Genomic DNA, 18,649 nt, shown 5'->3' on the forward strand with positions numbered 1-18,649 from the left:
TCAATGGGGAATAAGTTTTCGGCATATCAGGGCCGAGAGAAGTTCTGTCCCCAGCCCGGAATAATCGTGGTCAGACGATCAGGCCAGCCTCAGAAGGCAAGCCTTAGAAGATCAGGCTCTTGGCGAGCGAAGCAACCCGGCTGAAGCCGTCATAGATGCCCGGCTCGAAGAAGGCCGCACGGGCCAGCACGATGCCGGCGACAAGCGACCAGAACACCGTGGTGCCGGCCCGCAGCAGGAGCTTTGAGGCACGCGATTTCGGCTGGGCATCCGTTGCGGACACCAGCTGCTCGCCGAAAGGCTCAAATCCAGTGCGTTCCATGACCGTGGCCAATCCATCAATTTCAAATGGGAATGTCGTCGTTTCCCACCCAAACGGCAATGGAAGCGATTGGCGTTTTTGCCCCTGCGAGGGGAATCTCCTTCCGCCGGACTTGCCCGGGACAATAGTTTTCTTCTTCCGGCCTACTTAGGCACCGGCGTCCGGTCTACAGCGCCAGGTAGCGCCGCCGGATGGCATCATCGGCCTTCAGCGCGTCGATTCCCGCGGCATAGACGATCTGGCCCTTGTCGATGACCGTGGCGTGGCTGGCAAGGCCGAGGCAGAAATGCATGTTCTGCTCGGCGATCAGCACGGTTGATCCAATGCTTCGAAGCTGGCGCAGCAGCTCGCCGATCCGCTGCACGATGATCGGCGCAAGGCCCTCGCTCGGCTCGTCCAGCAGCAGCAGCGCGGGATTGCCCATCAGCGTGCGCGCGATCGCCAGCATCTGCTGCTCGCCGCCGGAGAGGCGTCCGGCGATGCGATGGCGCAGCGGCTCCAGCAGCGGGAAGACCTCATAGATCCGCTTGATCGGCCATTCGTCCTGGCCCTCAGGTCCCTTCTTGCGACCGATGACCAGATTGTCCTCGACGCTGTGCTCCGGAAAGATCTGGCGGTCCTCCGGCACGAAGCCGAGACCCGCGCGCGCGATCGTGTGCGGCTTCTGGCCGGAGATCACCGCACCGCGCAGGCTCACTTTGCCCCGACGCGGCGGCGCAAGACCCATGATCGCCTTCATCGTCGTCGACTTGCCGGCACCGTTGCGGCCGAGCAGCGCCATGGTCTCGCCCTGCCGCACCGACAGGCCGACGCCGAACAGGATCTGGCTGGTGCCGTAATAGACGTCGAGATCGGCGACTTCGATGACGACGGCGCTCATGCGGCGGCTCCCGCATGTTCGGTGCCGAGATAGGCATCGATCACGGCGCTGTTGTTGCGGATCTCGTCGGGCGTGCCCGTGGCGAGGATGCGCCCGTAGCACAGCACGACGATCTTGGGCGCGATCTTGAACACGATGTCCATGTCGTGCTCGATGAACACGACGGTGATCTTCTGGGTCTCCCAGAGCTCGCGCACCTTGTCGATCATGCGCCAGCGTTCTTCCGGACCCATGCCGGCAGTCGGCTCGTCCAGCAGCAATACCTTTGGTTCGAGCACCAGCGCCAGCGCGATGTCGAGCAATTTCTGGTCGCCATGCGAAAGCGTCGCAGCGGTGCGATGACGCTTGCCGGCAAGGCCCAGCAGCTCCATCACGTGCTCGGCGCGGTCGCGTGTCTCCGGCAGCGGAAAGCGCTTGTGCAGGACCGCGGACGAACGCTGGTCGGCGCTGACGGCCGCGAGCATGGTTTCCTGCACCGTCAACGACTTGAAGATGCTCGCGACCTGGAAGGCGCGGCCGATGCCGTGGCGCACGATCTCCGGCGGCGATCGCCCGGCGAGATCGACGCCGTCGAGCAGCACCTGACCGCTGTCAGGCTTGAGCGCGCCGGTGATCAGATTGAAGAACGTGCTCTTGCCGGCGCCGTTCGGACCGATCACGGCCGTGAGCGAGCCGTCGGGGAAGTCGAGCGTGACGTCGTTGGTCGCCTTCACGCCGCCAAAGGATTTTGCGAGGTTGCGGATCTCAAGCATGGCTAGCGCCCCTCGCCAGCGTCGCGCCGGTGCGCGAACCATTCGGCGACGAAGTCCAGCAGGCCCTTGCGCAGGCCCAGCGCGAAGAACAGGATGACCACGCCGAGCACGATGCCATGATATTCGGTGAAGCGCGTCACGGTGTCGTTGAGCAGAAGCAGCAGGACCGTGCCGACGATCGGCCCGAGGAAGGTCGAGACGCCGCCGAGCATGTTGATGAAGATCGCTTCTCCCGAGATGGTCCAGTAGGCGAATTCCGGATAGGCGCCCGAGACGAACAGCGCCATCACCATGCCGCCCATCGCCGCGAACAGCGCCGCCAGCACGAACACGGTGAGCTTTGCGCGCCAGACGTCGATGCCGAGAAAGCTCGCGCGCGCGGCATTGTCGCGGATCATGCGCAGCGTGTAGCCGAACGGCGATTGCGCGATCTGGCGCATCGCGAGCAGGCCGAGGATCAGCAGCGCGCAGCTCGTGACATAGAGATGGACGTGGTTGGCGAGATCGATGCCGAGAAAGACCGGCCGCGGAATGCCGCCACGCAGGCCCTGGTCGCCGCCGGTGAAGGAAGCCCAGGACAGGATGGTCGAATGGATCAGCATCTGGAAGGCGAGCGTGACGAAGGCGAAATAGATCTCCTTCAGCCGCACGCAGATCGCGCCGATGATCGCAGCGATCACGGCAGTGATCGCCAGCGTCGCGACGAAGGCGACCGGAATGGGCACGCCGAGCTTCTGCATGATCAGGCCGAAGCTGTAGGCGCCGAGCCCGAAGAACATGCCATGGCCGAACGAGGTCAGGCCGGTGTAGCCAACCAGGAGATTGAGCGAGGTCGCGAACAGGCCGTAGGCCGAGCAGCGGATGATGAAATCGAGCAGCGCCTTGCTGCCCGTGAACAGCGGCAGGCTCGCCAGCACGGCGAACGCAATGACCGCGATCAGCAGATCGCGATAGCGCCGCAGCGCCGCGCCGCTGCGCACCGATGGCAGTGCCTGGGCGCGGCCGGCCTCGAGTTCGGTCATGCCGCCTCCTTGCCGAACAGGCCGGTTGGCTTGGAGACGAGCACGATCACCATGAACAGATACATCAAGCCTTCCGTGAACAGAGGAAAGCCGAGCGAGCCGAACGAGCGGATCAAGCCAAGCAGCAGCGCGCCGATCAGCGCGCCGAGGATCGAGCCCATGCCGCCGATCACCGTGACGATGAAGGATTCGATCAGCACGGAAAATCCCATTCCCGGCGTCAGCGAGCGCACTGGCGCCGCGAGCGCGCCGGCAAGGCCTGCCAGCATTCCGCCGAGCGCGAACACGCCGCCATAGATCAGGCCGGTGTTGATGCCGAGCGCGGAGACCATGCCGGGATTATGCGCGGCGGCGCGGATCACCTTACCGATGCGCGTGCGCGACAGGCCAGCACCGAGCACGATGGCCGCGACGAGCGCGACGCCGATGAGCAGCAGATAATAAGGCGGCACCACGCCGCCGGCGATGAACAGCGGCATCACCTGGAACGCGGACGGCATGCCCATCGACTTGAATTCCGGTCCCCAGATGATGCGCACCACATCGTCGAAGATCAACACAAAGGCATAGCAGACGAGCAGCTGCATCAAGACGTCCGCGCCATAGACGCGGCTCATGAAGACGCGCTCGAAGATCAGGCCAAGGATCGCAGTCCCGGCCGCGCCCGCCAGCATCGCCAGCGCAAAGCTGCCGGTGAGCTGGTAGGCCGTCATCGCGAAATAGGCGCCGAACATGTAGAAGGCGCCGTGGCTGAAATTGACCACCTTGAGCACGCCGAAGATCAAGGTCAGCCCGACCGCGACCAGGAACAGCAGCATGCCGATGATGAGGCCGCTGGTGGTCTGCGTCACCAGGCAGGCGGAGCTGGAGAGGCAGCCGGCAAGCGCATCGAGATCCACGGGAGCACTTTCATTGTCGCGCGCCTGAGATGACGCGGAGGACCAAACGAAAATGGCGGAGACGGTCGCCCGCCTCCGCCGCGCATCAGATCAGGTGTAGCCCTTGCTCTTCTTCCACTCGGCTTCGAGCTCGAAGATGGTCTTCCAGTCGCCGGCCTTGACCTCGGGCACATACGGCTCCTGCGGAATCGTGGTGCCCCAGCCGATGGCATAGCCGACCAGCGTGTGGTCGTCGCCGCGCATCGTCACGGTGCCGTCGGCGCCGAACGGGCATTTGATAGTGAGGCCCTTCAGGACTTCCGCGAGCTTCTTGCCGTCGGCCGAGTTCGCCTTTTTGGCGGCTTCGGCGAGGAACATCACCGCGGTCGCGTTCTGCCACGACCAGTTGGTCGGATATTCGTTGTACTTGGCCTTGTAGGCATCGCCCCAGGCGGCATTCTCCGGCGTGGTCGGAAACGTCTTGATGTAGCGGTTGCCGGAATGGATGCCCTTGGGCAGGTTCTTCACCACGGTGAGCGCGGTGTAGTCGGCCATGTTGACCGCGAACACCTCCATCTGGCCGAACATCGCGTAGATGTTGGCCTGGTCGATGTAGGACGTGAGATCGCCGCCCCACAGGCAGGAATACAGCGCCTGCGGCTTGGCCTGCAAAATCTTCGTCACCACCTCGGTGTAATCGGGCTGGAACAGCTTTGGCCAGGACTCGCTGATGATCTCGACATCGGGCGCAAAGCGCTTCAGGTAAAGCGTGAACTCGCCGGTGGTGTCGCGGCCATAGGCGTAATCGGGCGAGCACGTCGCCCACTTCTTCAGGCCCTTGGCCTTGGAGATCGCGGCGGCGTAACTGCCGCCGACGATGGAATCATGGATGCCCTGCCGCACGCAGCGGAATGCGTTGGGGATGTGCTGCTTCGGATCGGCAGTGAGCGAGGAAGCTTCCGAGCAGGTGTGGATGCAGAGCACGCCGAGGTCACGTGCAACCTCGTGCACCGCGAACGATCCGGAGGACGCTTCGCCGTCGAGCAGCAGCTCGCAGCCGTCGGTGTTGACGAGTTCGCGCGCGACGCGGGCCGCTTCCTGCGGCTGGCCCTTGGAATCGCGGACCACCATCTCGATCTGACGCCCGGCGAGGCCGCCGGCGGCGTTGACCTTCTCCACTTCGAGCATCACGGCATTGCGCGAGGACGTGCCGAGCTGCGCGACGCGGCCTGACAGGATCGTCGGCATACCGATCTTGATCGTCTTGGCTTGTGCGCGCGCTACCCACGGCGCGGTAAACGTCATCGCACCGGCGCCCATCAGCGCCAGTGTTGAACGGCGGCTGATGCCCGGCGTGCGGGTTCTCGTCATTTTCCCCTCCCTCTTTCGGGTCGGCGTTTCCTGGTCCCTTGCTGGAGATCGTCTCGTCTCCGTGTTCCCGAGGATTTCAGAGGTAGGGGGGTGACGTCAAGCCAAAGATGAATTACGAGTCAGAATTCATCGCGGAGGGAACGAGGCCGGCAACCGGCCCAAACAAGCGCCATGATCAACCTGTCGAGCTTCATCGCCTTCCATGCCCGGCGCACGCCTGAGCGACCTGCGCTGAAATATCGCGGCGAGGAGATTTCCTACGCGGCCTTGGATGCGCGCGTGCGCGGGGTCGCGGGCTGGCTTGCCGCACAGGGCATCGGCGCCGGCGATGTCGTCGCCGTGCTCATGAAGAACAGCGCGGCGTTCCTGGAGCTCGTCTTCGCCACCAGCCATCTCGGGGCGATTTTCCTGCCGATCAATTTCCGCCTCTCCCGCGACGAGGTCGGCTACATCGCCATCAACGCCGGCGCACGCCTGCTGATCGCCGATGAAGAGCTCGCCCCCAATGCCGCGGGTACGAAGACTGTCCTGCTGAACGAAGCTGCGCAGCAGAGCATCACGCACCTCGCAGGTGACGCGCCGCCCGCCTCCATGCATGTTCGTCAGCCGTCAGACCTGATGCGCCTGATGTACACCTCGGGCACCACCGACCGCCCCAAGGGCGTGATGCTCACTTACGATAATTTCTACTGGAAGTCGGCCGACCAGACCATCGCGCTCGGCCTCAGCGCCGACACGCGGCTTCTCGTCGTCGGCCCGCTCTATCACGTCGGCGCGCTCGACCTGCCCGGCATCGCCGTGCTCTGGCACGGCGGCTTCATCCGCATCGAGCGCAATTTCGAACCAGAGACGGCGCTCGCGGCCATCGCCGCGGACAAGCTCAACGCCGCCTGGTTCGCACCCGTGATGACCACCGCGATTCTCACCTGCCCGACCCGCGACCGCTACGACGTCTCCAGCCTGCAATGGGCGATCGGCGGCGGCGAGAAGACGCCGGAGCTGCGCATCCGCGCCTTCTCTGAATTCTTCCGCAACGCGCGCTATATCGACGCCTATGGCCTCACCGAGACCGTCGGCGGCGACACCTTCATGGAAGCCGGCCGCGAGATCGAGAAGATCGGCTCGACCGGCCGTGCCATCGCCCATGTCGAGATCGAGATCCGCGACGAGGGCGGCAAGACACTGCCGCCGAACGTCAACGGCGAGATCTGCCTGCGCGGCCCCAAGATCACGCGCGGCTATTGGAAGGACCCGGAGAAAACGGCATCGGCCTTCTTCGGCGACTGGTTCCGCAGCGGCGATGTCGGCTATCTCGACGACGATGGCTTTCTGTACCTGACCGACCGCAAGAAGGACATGATCATCTCCGGCGGCGAGAACATCGCCTCCTCCGAGGTCGAACGCGTCATCTACGATCTGCCTGAGGTACGCGAGGTCGCCGTGATCGGCCTGCGCGATGCGCGCTGGGGCGAGCGTCCCGTCGCCGTCGTCGTGCTGGCCGGGGGCGCCAGCCTCGAGCTCCCCGCCCTCACCGATCATTGCCGCGCGCGGTTGGCGAGCTTCAAGGTGCCGAAGCAGCTCGTCATCCGCGACAGCCTGCCGCGCAACCCGAGTGGAAAGATCCTCAAGCGCGTGCTGCGCGCCGAGCTGGAGACGTCTGAATGACGCAAGCGAATGCCAAGGTGACGAAGCTCAACCGCGTCGAGCGCAATGCCTGGACCAAGCAGAAGATCTTTGACGCCGCGACCAAGGTCGTCGGCAAGCATGGCTATGCGGAGGCCTCCGTCGCCCGCATCACGGAAGAAGCCGGCGTCGCGCAAGGCACCTTCTACAATCACTTCGAGAACCGTCAGGAGCTGCTCGACCAGCTGCTGCCCAAGATCGGCCTCGACATGGTCGAGTTCATCCGCGCCCGCACCGGCACGGCAGATGCGGCGCGGCAGGAGATCGCGCGCTTCTCCGCCTTCTTCGCCTTCATCCGCGAGGTTCCGGAATTCCTGCGCATCCTCAACGAGGCCGAGTTCTTCGCGCCGATCGGCTACCAGAAACACCTCGACAACATCTCGATCGCCTATGTCCGCATCTTGCGTCGCGCGCGAGCGGCGGGCGCGAGCCACGATTACAGCGACGAGGAATTCGAGGCCATCGTCCACATGCTGATGGGCGCGCGCGGCTATCTCAGCCGCCGCTATTCCTATTCGCAAGGCGGCGTCACCGCCGTGCCCGACCACGTCATCTCGGCTTATCGCAAGCTGATGACGCGCGGCCTCTTCATTGCATCCGGAGATCAGGACACGCCATGAACATCGCATCTCCGCAAAAGCCGTTCGATCTCACGACTGCGATCGCCGAGGGCGACATCCGCTGCCTGCTGATGGTGCTCGTGCACGTGACCGGCGACGAGAAGTGGCTCGAACCGCCCTACCTGCCCAAGCGCGATATCCGCCTCATCCCCGATCCCGAGGCCGGCGTGCCCCGGCAGATCCAGGACGAGATTCGCGCGGCGGTGGTCAGGCTGTTTGCCGACGGCACGCCGAAGCCTGTCATCACCGATCCCGGCGACGAACTTCTGCTGAAGATGATGCGCGCCTGCCTCGGCGAGAACGTCGCGCCGGAATATGCGCCGCTGATGCGCGAGGAGATGGGTTTCGTACCGCGTGAGCCGCGATGGACGGTGCGTCCGTCCAACGAGACGCTTGCCGGTCAGCATGTGCTGATCGTCGGCGCCGGTGTCTGCGCCATCGCGCTTGGCGTCGCGCTCGGCCAGCTCGGCATCCCCTACACCATCGTCGAGAAGAACGCCGAACTCGGCGGCACCTGGTGGATCAACCGCTATCCCGGCTGTGGCGTCGACACGCCGAACCACTCCTATTCCTATTCGTTCGGCTCAGGCAATGCGTGGACCCGCTACTTCTGCCAGCGCGATGAGCTGCTCGGCTACCTGCTCAAGGTCGCGGACGAATACGGCATCCGCGATCATCTGCGCGTCAACACCGAGCTGACCTCGTCGCGCTGGGACGACAGCAGGCAGCGCTGGATCTCGACGCTGAAAACCAAGGACGGCGAAGAGACCATCGAATCCACCGCGCTGGTCTCGGCCATCGGCCAGCTCAACGACCCCTCCCGCGCCCACTTCAAGGGCGAGGAGGACTTCAAGGGAACGATCCTGCATTCGGCGCTGTGGTCGGATGACATCAAGCTCGACGGCAAGCATGTCGCGGTGATCGGCACCGGCGCAACCTCGATGCAGCTGGTGCCGTCGATCGCTGGCCGCGTCGCCGCGGTGACGGTCTATCAGCGCAGCGCGCAATGGGCGCGACCGGTGAAGGGCTATGCCGATCCGATCAGCGAGGGCGCACGCTGGCTGCTGTCGCATCTGCCGTTCTATGTGCAGTGGTACCGCTTCAACATGTTCTGGCGCTACGGCGACGGCTTGCTGCCGTTCCTGCGCAAGGACCCGGCCTGGCCGCACCCCGAGCGCGCGGTCAACAAGGGTAACGACCGGCACCGCCAGGAGCTGACCGATTTCATCCTGTCGGAACTACAGGGTCGGCCGGACCTGATCGAGAAGTGCGTGCCGACCTATCCGCCCTACGGCAAGCGCATCCTGCTCGACAACAACTGGTTCAAGACGCTGATGCGAGACAATGTCGAGCTCGTCACTGACACGATCGATCATTTCGACGAGACCGGTATCGTCACCGCCGACGGCAAGCACCGCCGCGCCGACATCATCGTGGTCGCCACCGGCTTCAAGGTGACGGAGATGGCGGCCCGCCTCAACATCAGCGGTCGCGACGGCAAGGATTTGCGGCAGGCCTGGGCCAACGACAATCCGACCGCCTTCCTCGGCCTCACCGTGCCGGGCTTTCCGAACTTCTTCTGCATGCTCGGCCCGAATTCAGGACCGGCCCATGGCGGCAGCGTCATCTTCCAGTCGGAATGCCAGAGCCGCTACATCTCGGCCTGTCTCGCCGCCATGATCGAGCAAAACCTCGCCGCCATCGACGTCCGCCAGGACGTGCTCGACGACTATGTCCGCAAGGTCGACGCCGAGCACGAGGCCATGATCTGGACCCATCCTGGCATGAGCACCTACTACCGCAATTCGAGCGGCCGGGTGTTTTCGGCGATGCCATGGCGGTTCGTCGATTACTGGCGGATGACGCATGATCCGGATCTGGGGCAGTACAGGCTGACGAAGGGGTAAGTCACCGCTGCCGATCCGCTGTGGCGATTGCACCTCGCTGTCACCACGCCGTCATTGCGAGCGCAACGAAGCAACCAGGATCTTTCCGCGGAGGGACTCTGGATCGCTTCGCTGCGCGCGCTTTGACGGGAGCGGCGGCCCCTACGCCGCCAGCCCGCTCTCGACCGGGGCAAACTCCAGCCCGAGACTTTCCGCCACCGCTTTGTGGGTAATCCGCCCGCGATGGACGTTCAGCCCGTTGCGCAAATGCGGATTCTCCAGCACCGCCGCAAAGCCCTTGTTCGCCAGCATCAGGCCGAACGGCAGCGTCGCATTGTTCAGGCCCTGGCTCGAGGTCACCGGCACGGCGCCCGGCATGTTGGCGACGCAATAGTGAACGACGCCGTCGACCTCATAGGTCGGATCGGTATGCGTGGTCGCGTGCGAAGTCTCGAAACAGCCGCCCTGGTCGATTGCGACGTCGACCAGCACGGCGCCGGGCGGCATCGATGTCAGCATCGCGCGCGTGACGAGCTTCGGCGCGCTGGCGCCGGGCACCAGCACGGCGCCGATCACAACGTCGGCGGCGAACACCTCCTCCTCGACCGATTCGATGGTCGAGAAGCGGGTACGCACGCGTCCGGCAAAGAGATCGTCGAGCTCGCGCAGGCGCGGAATCGAACGGTCGATCACGGTGACTTCGGCACCGAGGCCCGCGGCCATGCGTGCCGCCTGCGTTCCGACCACGCCACCGCCGAGCACAACCACGCGCGCGGGCTGCACGCCGGGCACGCCGCCCAGCAGCAGTCCGCGGCCACCGGCCGAGCGCCTGAGCGCGGCGCCGGCGGCCTCGATGGCGAGGCGGCCGGCGACTTCGCTCATCGGCGCGAGCAGCGGGAGGTGACCGCCCGCGTCCGTGACGGTCTCATAGGCGATCGCGGTGCAGCCGGAGGCAAGCAGGCCCTTGGCCTGCTCCGGATCCGGCGCAAGATGAAGATAGGTAAACAGAATCTGGCCTTCGCGGAGCTGAGCCCACTCGCTCTTCTGCGGCTCCTTCACCTTCACGATCATGTCCGATCTGGCGAAGACATCGCGGGCGCTCTCGGCAATGGCGGCCCCTGCCCGCCGATACACCTCGTCGGACGCGCCGATGCCGGCGCCGGCGCCGGTCTCGACCGTCACCTGATGCCCGGCCGCGACGTATTCACGGACGGCGCCCGGCGTAAGCCCGACGCGATATTCCTGCACCTTGATCTCCCTGGGAACACCGACGCGCATCCTGAGCTCCTTCGCCAACGCATTGATTCCGCTCCTCATCGTAGCGACGGGGCCGGTTTGGTTTCGTGCAAATATCCGCTAGTTTCGGCAGGCCCGCGCCGGTTTCCGGCGCCGAGCCGCCCTTTCACGCTGGAAACGAAACCTTGGCCCTCGACCGGAAAGACCTCGCGATCCTCGCGGAACTCACGACCAATGCGCGTGCCAGTCACACCGAGCTTGCCAACAAGGTCGGGCTATCCAGCACGGCGCTGGCGCGGCGGCAGAAGGCGCTCGAGGACGACGGCTACATCGAGGCCTACCAGGCTGCGCTCGACCTCACCCGGTTCGGCCTCACCACCACCGTGCTGGTGCGCATCGCGCTGGAAAGCCAGAGTGACGAGGCGCTGAAGGCCTTCGAAGCGGAGGTGGTGAAATGCCCTTCCGTCGTACGCTGCTTCCTGATGTCGGGGACTGACGACTACATCCTCATCGTGCTCGCCCGCGACATCCAGGATTTCGAGCGCATCCACCGCACCGAGCTGTCCCGCCTGCCGCGCGTCGCGCGCGTGCAATCGAGCTTCGCCCTGCGCGAGATCGTCAACCGCGCGGTACCGATTGTGGTGTTCGGCGAGGCGAAGCGCTAGCCGGGCTCATCCGGCGCCGCTGTCATCGAACTGTCATCGAATGTGCCGAGAGCTGTGCATCTTGCACATTCGGGACAGGCCATGGACTATTTCAAGCGCTTCAACTTTCTGTTCGCCGCACCCATGTTCGACGCCGACGATCTCGAAGGCGTCCGCTTCAACCAGATCATCGAGGAGATCCAGCGCTCCGGCTTCGAGGTGGTCCGGGCCCGCAAGCTGGAGGACGCCGAGATGGCGGTGCAGACCGATGCCGCGATCGGCTGCATGGTGGTGGACTGGGGCAAAAAGGGCCTCGAAGGCAAGACCTCGGCGCTGATCAATCTGATGCGCCGCCGCGGCCTCGACTTCCCGATCATCCTCCTGATCCGGCGCAAGCGGTTTGAGGACCTGCCGGTCGAGGTGCTCGATTTCATCGACGGCTATGTCTTCCTGTCCGAGGAGACGCCGACCTTCATCGCCAAGAATCTGATCAGCCGGCTCAAGCAATACGCCGAGACGCTGAAGACACCGTTCTTCGGGGCGCTGGTCGACTATGCCGAGGAAGGCAACCAGCTCTGGACCTGTCCGGGCCACAATGGCGGCGTGTTCTACAACCGCAGCCCGATCGGCCGGGTCTTCGTCGAGCATCTCGGCGAATCCGTGTTCCGCGACGATCTCGACAATTCCGTGCTGGACCTCGGCGACCTCCTCACCCATGAAGGCCCGGCCCTGAAGGCGCAGAAGGAAGCCGCGGCGATCTTCGGCGCGGAGAAGACCTATTTCGTGCTCAACGGCACCTCGACCTCGAACAAGGTCGCGCTCGGCGCCCTCGTCACCGACGGCGATCTCGTGCTGTTCGACCGCAACAACCACAAGGCCGCCCATCATGGCGCGCTGATGATCAATGGCGGCATTCCGGTCTACGTCCCGACAGTCCGCAACGCCTGGGGCCTGATCGGCCCGATGCGCTGGGACGTCCTCGACGAAAAGGCCCTGCGCGAGGCAATCCGCAACCATCCGCTCGTCACAGACAAGGACGCCTGGCGCAAGGAACGGCCATTCCGCGTCGCCGTGGTCGAGCAATGCACCTATGACGGCTCGATCCACAGCGCCGAGATGATCATCAAGCGCATCGGCCATCTCTGCGAATATATCCTGTTCGACGAGGCCTGGGCCGGCTTCATGAAATTCCACCCGCTCTACGCCGGCCGCTTTGCCATGGGCCTTGCCAATCTCTCCCCGGAAGCACCGGGCATCATCGCGACGCAATCGACCCACAAGCAGCTTGCGAGCTTTTCGCAGGCCTCACAGATCCACATCAAGGACCGCCACATCCGTGGCCAGAAACGACGCGTCGAACACCGCCGCTTCAACGAAAGCTTCATGCAGCACGCTTCCACGTCCCCATTCTATCCATTGTTCGCCTCTCTCGACGTCGGCGCGCAGATGATGAAGGGCCGCTCCGGCGAAGTGCTGTGGGACGACACGATCCGCCTCGGCATCGAGCTGCGCAAGAAGATCCGCGCGATGCGACGGGAGTTCGAGGAGAAGGAGCAGAATCCCGATCGTCGCTGGTTCTTCGAACCCTTCGTTCCCGACCGGGTCGCCATCCCCGACGTCAGCCGCCCGGGCGCCGTGCACAACGTCGCCTGGGAGACGCTCTCAACCGACGAGCTCGCCACCAATCCCGCGCTGTGGCAACTCTCTCCGGATACCAACTGGCACGGCTTTCCCGATCTCGCGGAAGGCTTTGCCATGACCGATCCGAACAAGCTGACGCTGCTCACCCCCGGGTTCGACCGTGCGACCGGCGCCTATGCCGAGCACGGCATCCCCGCACCCGTTGTCGCCCAATATTTGCGCGAGAACCGCATCGTCCCCGAGAAGAACGACCTCAATTCCCTGCTGTTCCTGCTGACGCCCGGTGTCGAGGCGAGCAAGGCCGGCACGCTGATCTCCGGCCTCGTCGCATTCAAGAGGCTGCATGACGACAATGCGCTGCTGGCGGACGCGATCCCGGAATTCCACCAGCGGCGGCAGGCGCGCTATGCTGGTGTGCGGCTACGCGACCTCTGCGGCGACATGCATCGCTTCTTCCGCGGCGCCAATGTCAGCATGCTCCAGGCGAAGCAATTCATGCCTGAGCACATGCCCGAGATCGCGATGTCGCCCCGCGATGCCGCGCGCTATCTGTTCCGCAACGACGTCGACTATCTGCCGATCGAGGCGATCACGGGACGCATCGCCACCACGCCTTTCGTGGTCTATCCGCCCGGCATCGCCACCATCGTGCCCGGCGAGCGCCTGACCGAGCGGGCCAAACCGATGATCGATTACCTCAAGATGTTCGAGACCTGCTTCAACACGTTTCCCGGCTTCGACGTCGAGATCCAGGGCGTCTACAAGGAGGTCGATGCGAGCGGTCGCATTGGACTCTATACTTACGTCGTTGCCGAGTAGGTGCCGATGAGCGAAACAGCCGTGCGCGCGGGTGACGAACCCGTCCTGGTCAGGCCGTCACGCGAGAGCGACGTCGAAGCGATGCTGGCGATCTACCGCCATCACGTCCGCAATGGGGTGTCGCGCGATGTCGAGGGAACCGGCGCACCCGAGCCGGACGATTTGCGCGACCGGCGCAAGAACCTGAGGCAGACCCGCCTGCCGCATCTGGTCGCCACCTTTCGCGGCGAGGTGGTCGGCTATGCCTACGCCGTGCTGTTCCGCAAGCGACCAGCCTATCGCTACACGGCCAAGCACTCGATCTACGTCCATCACGCCCATCTCGGCCGCGGGGTTGGGCGGCTGCTGCTGCAGGAATTGATCGACGCCTGCGCGGCGGCCGGCTTCCGCCAGATGATCGGCTATATCGATGCGGACAACGCGCCCTCGCTGGCGCTGCACGAGAAGTTCGGCTTTGCGCGCACTGGGCTGCTCTGCGGCGTCGCCTATCGCCACGGCCGCTGGTCCGACACCGTCATGGTGCAGCGCTCGCTCGGCGCGGGCGTCACCGCGCCGCCGCCGGCAACGACACCCGGCCGGTAGGCCCTACGAGGGAAAGTCAGCCGGTCTGACGTGGATGCGATCGGCATGCAGCGACCAGTGACACAACGCCTGGTCCTTGCAAAACCGCGCCTTCGCCCGCTCCCTGGCCTCGTCCTCGTCGGCGGCGTCGATCTCGAGCGTGCCCTGACAGACCTCGCTCTGCCGGCCGTACTCCCCGAGCACGTCCTTCATGAACCTGACGACATAAGTGGACATGGGACCTCCTGCTGCCCCGGCAGCACTCTAATCCCATTTAGGCTCTTGGGGGATGGAGATTTTGACGCGGATCAAGGACAGCGAGGTTCCCGCTGCCCATTCAGGCAGCAGTCCGAGCTTATGCGGTTATGTCGAGCAGCGACTTTTCCGTCTCGGAATAGGCCTGAATGACCTTCGCATTGGCAATGAAGCTGTACTTTGCGGCCGCCAGTTGAGCGAACTCGTTGGCGATATCGACATTCGGCGCTGCGACCAGACCATCCTGGTTTGCGAAGGGAGCGCCTGGATCGGATTGTGCGGTATAGCTCGGCGAAACCGTCGATACGGTCGCGATCGTGCCGCCGGGCGTCGAGCCGCTCGATTGGGAGACCTGATCGACGCGCAACGGCACGTAAGCCGCGGGAAACGTCGGAGCGATGCCCGAACCCGCTGTCACGGCCGATGAGCTCGATCCGGCCGACGCCGGCAGCGGGCCGGTCGTCTGAACGTTGGCGATGTTGCTCGCGGCAACGTTCACACGCAAACTCGCCGCAGAAAGTCCGGATGTCGCAATCGAGAATATGCTCATGGACTTTCGATTACAGGACAAGTGATACGCGTTCATTGCCCCGATCGATAAGATGCGGCGCTTTGCCTTTCCGTCGCGGTAACCAACGATCGGAGCGCGCTGACCTCTGCGCCGCTACCCCGGCATCACCCCGAAGGCCTGCTTGAAACGGGCCGCGTAAGCCGGCCAGACCTCGGGATTGATGATGCGCGGCGGGCGCTTGCCGTCGAGCGTGTCCAGCACCTGCTCGGCCGCGATGCGGCCCATGTTCTGGCGTGCTTCGACGGTCACGCCCGCGGTGTGCGGGCTCGCCAGCACATTGTCGAACTGGAGCAGCGGATGCTCCGGTGGCGGCGGCTCCTTGGACCAGACGTCGAGGCCGGCGCCGGCGATGCGCTTGTCGCGCAGCGCTTGGAGCAGTGCATCCTCGTCGTGGATGAAGCCGCGCGCCGTGGTGATGAAGTAGGCATGCGGCTGCATCAGCGCAAACTCGCGCGTGCTGATCATGTTGCGGCTGCCCTTGTCGAGCGGACAGGAGATCGAAACGAAATCGGCGCGGCGCAACAGCTCGTCGAGCTCGACCTTCTCGCCGCCCCGCTCGGCCATCACCTCGGCGGACAGATAGGGGTCATAGGCCAGCACCTTCATGCCGAGCAGCCCCTTGCACAGGGCGGCAATGCGGCGGCCGACATTGCCGAGACCGATGATGCCGACGGTCTTGTGCTCGACCTCGTTGCCGACGAGGTCGTTGCGGTTGACGTTGGCTTCCCGGCGCAGGCGGCGATCGGACTGGATGATGCGCTTGGACAGCGTCAGCATCATCGCCAGCGCATGCTCGGCCACCGAATGGGCGTTGCCGCCGGACTGGTTGACGACCAGTACCCCCGCATTGGTGCAGGCCTCGACATCGACGGGGTCGAAGCCCGCGCCGTTGCTGGAGACCAGCAGCAGGTTCGGCGTCCGCTTCAGCAGGGCGGCATCGACATGGAAATGCGGAGCAAGCTCGTCGCGGGCCGCGCCGATCTGGTAGACATGCGCCGCGCTCAGGATCGGCGCGTAGACATCTTCGGGGCTCTCGTTCTCGATGCGATCGAGCCGAACGTCAGGCCGCGCCTTCAGGATGTCGACATAGATCGGATTGGCCAGGTATTTGACGTAGAAGACGCGCTTGCTATTGACGGACATCAGGACCCTTCCGGCTCTCTCGAGGAGACCCGCAAGGCCAGCGCATACCGCGCCCCGTCCATGCGTCCCTCCCGTTCTCTCATTGATTATTGCCGCTTATGACATAGCGGTGCCGGCCACGGCAGCCCCTTTGGCGCAGATCACGGTGCCGGCCCGGACATGTTGACAATCCCGCCCGCTCCGTCAAGTTCGGCCGACAGCCGCGACGGCCGAAGAAGAAGCATGCGCGGCGCAAGGGAGAACGCAATGGCGATTGCGCAACAGCAGACTTCGCCCCAGGCGGCACAAGGATCCAGTGACGGGAGCTGGCACGGCATCGTCCTGCAAACCCTGAAACGGAACGAGATCAGCCTCGTTCCCTACGTGCCCGACCGCGTGCTGACCCCGTTGATCAAGAGCCTGCACGCCGATCCCTTCTTCACCACCTTCGCCACCGCCCGCGAGGAAGAGGCAGTCGGCATCGTCTCGGGCGCCTGGATGGGCGGCCGGCGCGGCGCGGTGCTGATGCAGACCTCGGGCTTTGCCACGCTGGCCAACGTGCTGGCCTCGCTTGCGGTGCCCTACCAGATCCCGCTGATCATGTTCGTCTCCGAGCGCGGCACGCTCGGCGAGTTCAACTACGGCCAGTCGCTGGTCTGCCGCACCATGCGCCCGGTGCTGGACTCGCTGGCGCTCGAGCACCACACCATCACCCGGCTCGACGAGCTCGAATTCATCGCCGACCGCTCGATCAAGCAGGCTGTCACGACCCAGGCGCCCGTGGCCCTGATCCTCAATCCGCTGCTCACCGGCGGCAAGACGTTCGACAAGTGAGGCGCGCCAAATGAGCTCGAAAATGGACAATCGCAACACCAAGGTGATGAACCGCTTCGACGTGACCTCGCGCCTGATCGCCAGGCTCAAGCACGAGGAAGCCGTGATCGGCGGCATCGGCAACACCAATTTCGACCTCTGGGCCGCCGGCCACCGTCCGCAGAATTTCTACATGCTGGGCAGCATGGGTCTCGCCTTCCCGATCGCGCTCGGCGTGGCGCTGGCGCAGCCCGACCGCCGCGTCTTCGCGCTCGAAGGCGACGGCTCGCTGCTGATGCAGCTCGGCGCGCTCTCGACCATTGCGACATTGAAGCCGAAGAACCTGATCATGATCGTGATGGACAACGGCATCTACCAGATTACCGGGGCACAGCCGACGCCCGCGGCCAGCGTCGCCGACATCGTTGCCATCGCCACCGGCTCTGGCCTTGCCAACAGCGCCTGGGCCGCGGACGAGGAGGATTTCGAACGGCTGATCGACGCGGCCATGGCCGCCACCGAGCCCCATTTGATCGCCGTCCGCATCGACGACAAGCCCGGCGTCGGCGCCACGCGGCGGGATCCCGTCCAGATCCGGGAGCGCTTCATGCACGGGCTCGGCGTACGCGAGCCACTTTAACGTTTCGTCATTAACTACACGGCGATCTGATGCAAGGACGGTACCGGCCCCCCGCCGATCCGTGCTAAGCGCAACGGATGTCCATTTTGGTTCGATCCATTGCCTGGCTGCTTGCGGCCGCCGTGACTTTCGCCACCCTCGGTCCCCCCGGCCTGCGGCCTCATTCCGACCTCGGCCAGGACGGCGAGCATGCACTCGCATTCATCCTGGTGGGCCTGGCCTTCGGCCTTGCCTATCGGCGCCGGCGCGTGCTGGTCGCGGCGGCCGCCGTGGTCCTGATCGGCGCGCTCGAGCTGATGCAATTTTGGGCACCGGGTCGCCACGCCCGGCTGGAGGATTTCCTGGTCGACGCGCTCACCGCCTGCACCGGCTTTGCGCTCGCGGCCGGCGCCGATTGGCTGTTCTCGCGCTTTCGCGCTGGCCCCGCCGTCACGAGCGAAGGCCCCGCGGAGTGACACTCCGCAGGGCCCATCATCCCGACAGCTAGAACGCAGCCGATCAGTCGATGATCTTGACGACGCGGCGGGTCCGCGGCTCCACGATCACGCGGCGATCATTCACGACCGCATAGCGATACTCGGTGTAATTCGGCACAGGGCGCAGCACCACGGTCGGCGGCAGCGGCTCGCCGACGACGACACGCTCCTCGACCACGACGGAATCGCTGCGAGGAATGCCGCCAAGAACCGCATTCGGAATTTCGAGGCCGGCGCCGACGGCCGCGCCGACGGTGCCGCCGACCATCGCGCCGATCGGGCCACCGATGTCGCCGCCCGCTCGTGCGCCGTCCCGGGCGCCCTGTTCGGTCGTCGACTGGGCAAAGGCTGCACTCGACGCCAGCAGCGCCGCGGCAGCCAACGAAATCGCAAGACGGGTTTTCATGTTGTTTTGTCTCCAGTGATTGTCCTGCGCCTTCAACCGCGGGGCCGGATC

20 protein-coding genes are annotated in these 18,649 nt (G+C 64.8%); 9 read left to right on the forward strand and 11 right to left on the reverse strand.

Annotated elements, in window-relative coordinates; translation table 11 throughout:
- Positions 1-103: 103 nt before the first annotated feature.
- The 6 genes from CO669_RS08600 to CO669_RS08625 all read right to left on the reverse strand — a co-directional run bounded on the left by CO669_RS08600 (position 104) and on the right by CO669_RS08625 (position 5,225).
- The gene (locus tag CO669_RS08600) at positions 104-322 is read right to left on the reverse strand and encodes a hypothetical protein (RefSeq protein WP_014496622.1); all 219 of its coding nucleotides are present in this window, start codon (positions 320-322) and stop codon (positions 104-106) included.
- 166 nt (positions 323-488) lie between these two features.
- A complete protein-coding gene (locus CO669_RS08605) occupies positions 489-1,202 on the reverse strand; it encodes an ABC transporter ATP-binding protein (protein WP_097659343.1) in 714 nt (237 codons plus the stop codon).
- Positions 1,199-1,954 (reverse strand): ABC transporter ATP-binding protein, encoded by a 756-nt coding sequence (locus tag CO669_RS08610; protein ID WP_097659344.1) that lies wholly within the window; start codon positions 1,952-1,954, stop codon positions 1,199-1,201. Before CO669_RS08610 ends, CO669_RS08605 begins: the two co-directional genes overlap by 4 nt.
- Positions 1,955-1,956: 2 nt before the next feature.
- A complete protein-coding gene (locus CO669_RS08615; protein WP_097659345.1) occupies positions 1,957-2,976 on the reverse strand; it encodes a branched-chain amino acid ABC transporter permease in 1,020 nt (339 codons plus the stop codon).
- Positions 2,973-3,875, reverse strand: coding sequence for a branched-chain amino acid ABC transporter permease (locus tag CO669_RS08620; protein ID WP_097659346.1), 903 nt, complete (start codon positions 3,873-3,875; stop codon positions 2,973-2,975). The genes CO669_RS08615 and CO669_RS08620 overlap by 4 nt, the downstream gene beginning before the upstream one ends.
- A 90-nt stretch (positions 3,876-3,965) precedes the next feature.
- Positions 3,966-5,225, reverse strand: coding sequence for an ABC transporter substrate-binding protein (locus CO669_RS08625; RefSeq protein ID WP_097659347.1), 1,260 nt, complete (start codon positions 5,223-5,225; stop codon positions 3,966-3,968).
- A gap of 171 nt (positions 5,226-5,396) precedes the next feature.
- Here CO669_RS08625 and CO669_RS08630 point away from each other — a divergent pair, with 171 nt between their 5' ends.
- The 3 genes from CO669_RS08630 to CO669_RS08640 are packed head-to-tail and all read left to right on the forward strand — an operon-like array spanning position 5,397 to position 9,435.
- Complete coding sequence (locus CO669_RS08630; protein ID WP_097659348.1) at positions 5,397-6,890, forward strand: AMP-binding protein; 1,494 nt, start codon at positions 5,397-5,399, stop codon at positions 6,888-6,890.
- Positions 6,887-7,528, forward strand: a complete 642-nt coding sequence (locus CO669_RS08635) for a TetR/AcrR family transcriptional regulator (RefSeq protein ID WP_097659349.1) — start codon at positions 6,887-6,889, stop codon at positions 7,526-7,528. The genes CO669_RS08630 and CO669_RS08635 overlap by 4 nt, the downstream gene beginning before the upstream one ends.
- The gene (locus CO669_RS08640) at positions 7,525-9,435 is read left to right on the forward strand and encodes a flavin-containing monooxygenase (protein ID WP_097659350.1); all 1,911 of its coding nucleotides are present in this window, start codon (positions 7,525-7,527) and stop codon (positions 9,433-9,435) included. The genes CO669_RS08635 and CO669_RS08640 overlap by 4 nt, the downstream gene beginning before the upstream one ends.
- A gap of 141 nt (positions 9,436-9,576) precedes the next feature.
- Here CO669_RS08640 and ald read toward each other — a convergent pair whose 3' ends face one another.
- Entirely contained in the window at positions 9,577-10,692 is a 1,116-nt protein-coding gene (gene ald / locus CO669_RS08645) for an alanine dehydrogenase (RefSeq protein WP_097659410.1), read from the reverse strand.
- 143 nt (positions 10,693-10,835) lie between these two features.
- On the opposite strand from ald, the gene CO669_RS08650 reads away from it, so the two are divergent.
- The 3 genes from CO669_RS08650 (at position 10,836) to CO669_RS08660 (ending at position 14,336) form a co-directional block, all read left to right on the forward strand.
- The gene (locus tag CO669_RS08650) at positions 10,836-11,315 is read left to right on the forward strand and encodes an Lrp/AsnC family transcriptional regulator (protein ID WP_198963901.1); all 480 of its coding nucleotides are present in this window, start codon (positions 10,836-10,838) and stop codon (positions 11,313-11,315) included.
- An 81-nt stretch (positions 11,316-11,396) separates the two neighbouring features.
- Complete coding sequence (locus CO669_RS08655; protein ID WP_097659352.1) at positions 11,397-13,754, forward strand: Orn/Lys/Arg family decarboxylase; 2,358 nt, start codon at positions 11,397-11,399, stop codon at positions 13,752-13,754.
- A gap of 6 nt (positions 13,755-13,760) precedes the next feature.
- Entirely contained in the window at positions 13,761-14,336 is a 576-nt protein-coding gene (locus CO669_RS08660; protein WP_198963902.1) for a GNAT family N-acetyltransferase, read from the forward strand.
- A 3-nt stretch (positions 14,337-14,339) separates the two neighbouring features.
- Here CO669_RS08660 and CO669_RS35925 read toward each other — a convergent pair whose 3' ends face one another.
- The 3 genes from CO669_RS35925 to CO669_RS08675 all read right to left on the reverse strand — a co-directional run bounded on the left by CO669_RS35925 (position 14,340) and on the right by CO669_RS08675 (position 16,284).
- Positions 14,340-14,552: a hypothetical protein gene (locus CO669_RS35925; RefSeq protein WP_174718872.1), complete on the reverse strand. Its 213-nt coding sequence runs from the start codon at positions 14,550-14,552 to the stop codon at positions 14,340-14,342.
- A gap of 118 nt (positions 14,553-14,670) precedes the next feature.
- Entirely contained in the window at positions 14,671-15,120 is a 450-nt protein-coding gene (locus CO669_RS08670; protein WP_097659354.1) for a flagellar basal body rod protein FlgC, read from the reverse strand.
- Positions 15,121-15,234: 114 nt separating this feature from the next.
- Positions 15,235-16,284, reverse strand: coding sequence for a hydroxyacid dehydrogenase (locus tag CO669_RS08675; RefSeq protein ID WP_097659355.1), 1,050 nt, complete (start codon positions 16,282-16,284; stop codon positions 15,235-15,237).
- A gap of 246 nt (positions 16,285-16,530) precedes the next feature.
- Between CO669_RS08675 and CO669_RS08680 the strand changes: the two genes are divergently transcribed.
- From CO669_RS08680 to CO669_RS08690, 3 genes are all read left to right on the forward strand, one after another.
- A complete protein-coding gene (locus CO669_RS08680) occupies positions 16,531-17,097 on the forward strand; it encodes a thiamine pyrophosphate-binding protein (protein ID WP_097659356.1) in 567 nt (188 codons plus the stop codon).
- A gap of 10 nt (positions 17,098-17,107) precedes the next feature.
- Positions 17,108-17,716 carry a thiamine pyrophosphate-dependent enzyme gene (locus CO669_RS08685; RefSeq protein ID WP_097659357.1) on the forward strand — a complete coding sequence of 203 codons (609 nt, stop codon included), beginning with the start codon at positions 17,108-17,110 and terminating at the stop codon, positions 17,714-17,716.
- A gap of 77 nt (positions 17,717-17,793) precedes the next feature.
- Positions 17,794-18,171, forward strand: coding sequence for a VanZ family protein (locus tag CO669_RS08690; protein WP_097659358.1), 378 nt, complete (start codon positions 17,794-17,796; stop codon positions 18,169-18,171).
- A gap of 43 nt (positions 18,172-18,214) precedes the next feature.
- On the opposite strand, the gene CO669_RS08695 is transcribed toward CO669_RS08690, so the two are convergent.
- Complete coding sequence (locus tag CO669_RS08695; RefSeq protein WP_097659411.1) at positions 18,215-18,598, reverse strand: DUF1236 domain-containing protein; 384 nt, start codon at positions 18,596-18,598, stop codon at positions 18,215-18,217.
- Positions 18,599-18,649 lie beyond the last annotated feature (51 nt).

The organism is Bradyrhizobium sp. Y36 (genome assembly GCF_002531575.1).
Lineage (GTDB): Bacteria > Pseudomonadota > Alphaproteobacteria > Rhizobiales > Xanthobacteraceae > Bradyrhizobium.

Coding starts and splice junctions, on each gene's coding strand:
- CO669_RS08655 (WP_097659352.1), top strand. CDS start 11,397: ATGGACTATTTCAAGCGCTTCAACTTTCTGTTCGCCGCACCCATGTTC.
- CO669_RS08635 (WP_097659349.1), top strand. CDS start 6,887: ATGACGCAAGCGAATGCCAAGGTGACGAAGCTCAACCGCGTCGAGCGC.
- CO669_RS08685 (WP_097659357.1), top strand. CDS start 17,108: ATGAGCTCGAAAATGGACAATCGCAACACCAAGGTGATGAACCGCTTC.
- CO669_RS35925 (WP_174718872.1), bottom strand. CDS start 14,552: ATGTCCACTTATGTCGTCAGGTTCATGAAGGACGTGCTCGGGGAGTAC.
- CO669_RS08660 (WP_198963902.1), top strand. CDS start 13,761: ATGAGCGAAACAGCCGTGCGCGCGGGTGACGAACCCGTCCTGGTCAGG.
- ald (WP_097659410.1), bottom strand. CDS start 10,692: ATGCGCGTCGGTGTTCCCAGGGAGATCAAGGTGCAGGAATATCGCGTC.
- CO669_RS08690 (WP_097659358.1), top strand. CDS start 17,794: ATGTCCATTTTGGTTCGATCCATTGCCTGGCTGCTTGCGGCCGCCGTG.
- CO669_RS08670 (WP_097659354.1), bottom strand. CDS start 15,120: ATGAGCATATTCTCGATTGCGACATCCGGACTTTCTGCGGCGAGTTTG.
- CO669_RS08605 (WP_097659343.1), bottom strand. CDS start 1,202: ATGAGCGCCGTCGTCATCGAAGTCGCCGATCTCGACGTCTATTACGGC.
- CO669_RS08630 (WP_097659348.1), top strand. CDS start 5,397: ATGATCAACCTGTCGAGCTTCATCGCCTTCCATGCCCGGCGCACGCCT.
- CO669_RS08695 (WP_097659411.1), bottom strand. CDS start 18,598: ATGAAAACCCGTCTTGCGATTTCGTTGGCTGCCGCGGCGCTGCTGGCG.
- CO669_RS08680 (WP_097659356.1), top strand. CDS start 16,531: ATGGCGATTGCGCAACAGCAGACTTCGCCCCAGGCGGCACAAGGATCC.
- CO669_RS08640 (WP_097659350.1), top strand. CDS start 7,525: ATGAACATCGCATCTCCGCAAAAGCCGTTCGATCTCACGACTGCGATC.
- CO669_RS08615 (WP_097659345.1), bottom strand. CDS start 2,976: ATGACCGAACTCGAGGCCGGCCGCGCCCAGGCACTGCCATCGGTGCGC.
- CO669_RS08610 (WP_097659344.1), bottom strand. CDS start 1,954: ATGCTTGAGATCCGCAACCTCGCAAAATCCTTTGGCGGCGTGAAGGCG.
- CO669_RS08675 (WP_097659355.1), bottom strand. CDS start 16,284: ATGTCCGTCAATAGCAAGCGCGTCTTCTACGTCAAATACCTGGCCAAT.
- CO669_RS08600 (WP_014496622.1), bottom strand. CDS start 322: ATGGAACGCACTGGATTTGAGCCTTTCGGCGAGCAGCTGGTGTCCGCA.
- CO669_RS08625 (WP_097659347.1), bottom strand. CDS start 5,225: ATGACGAGAACCCGCACGCCGGGCATCAGCCGCCGTTCAACACTGGCG.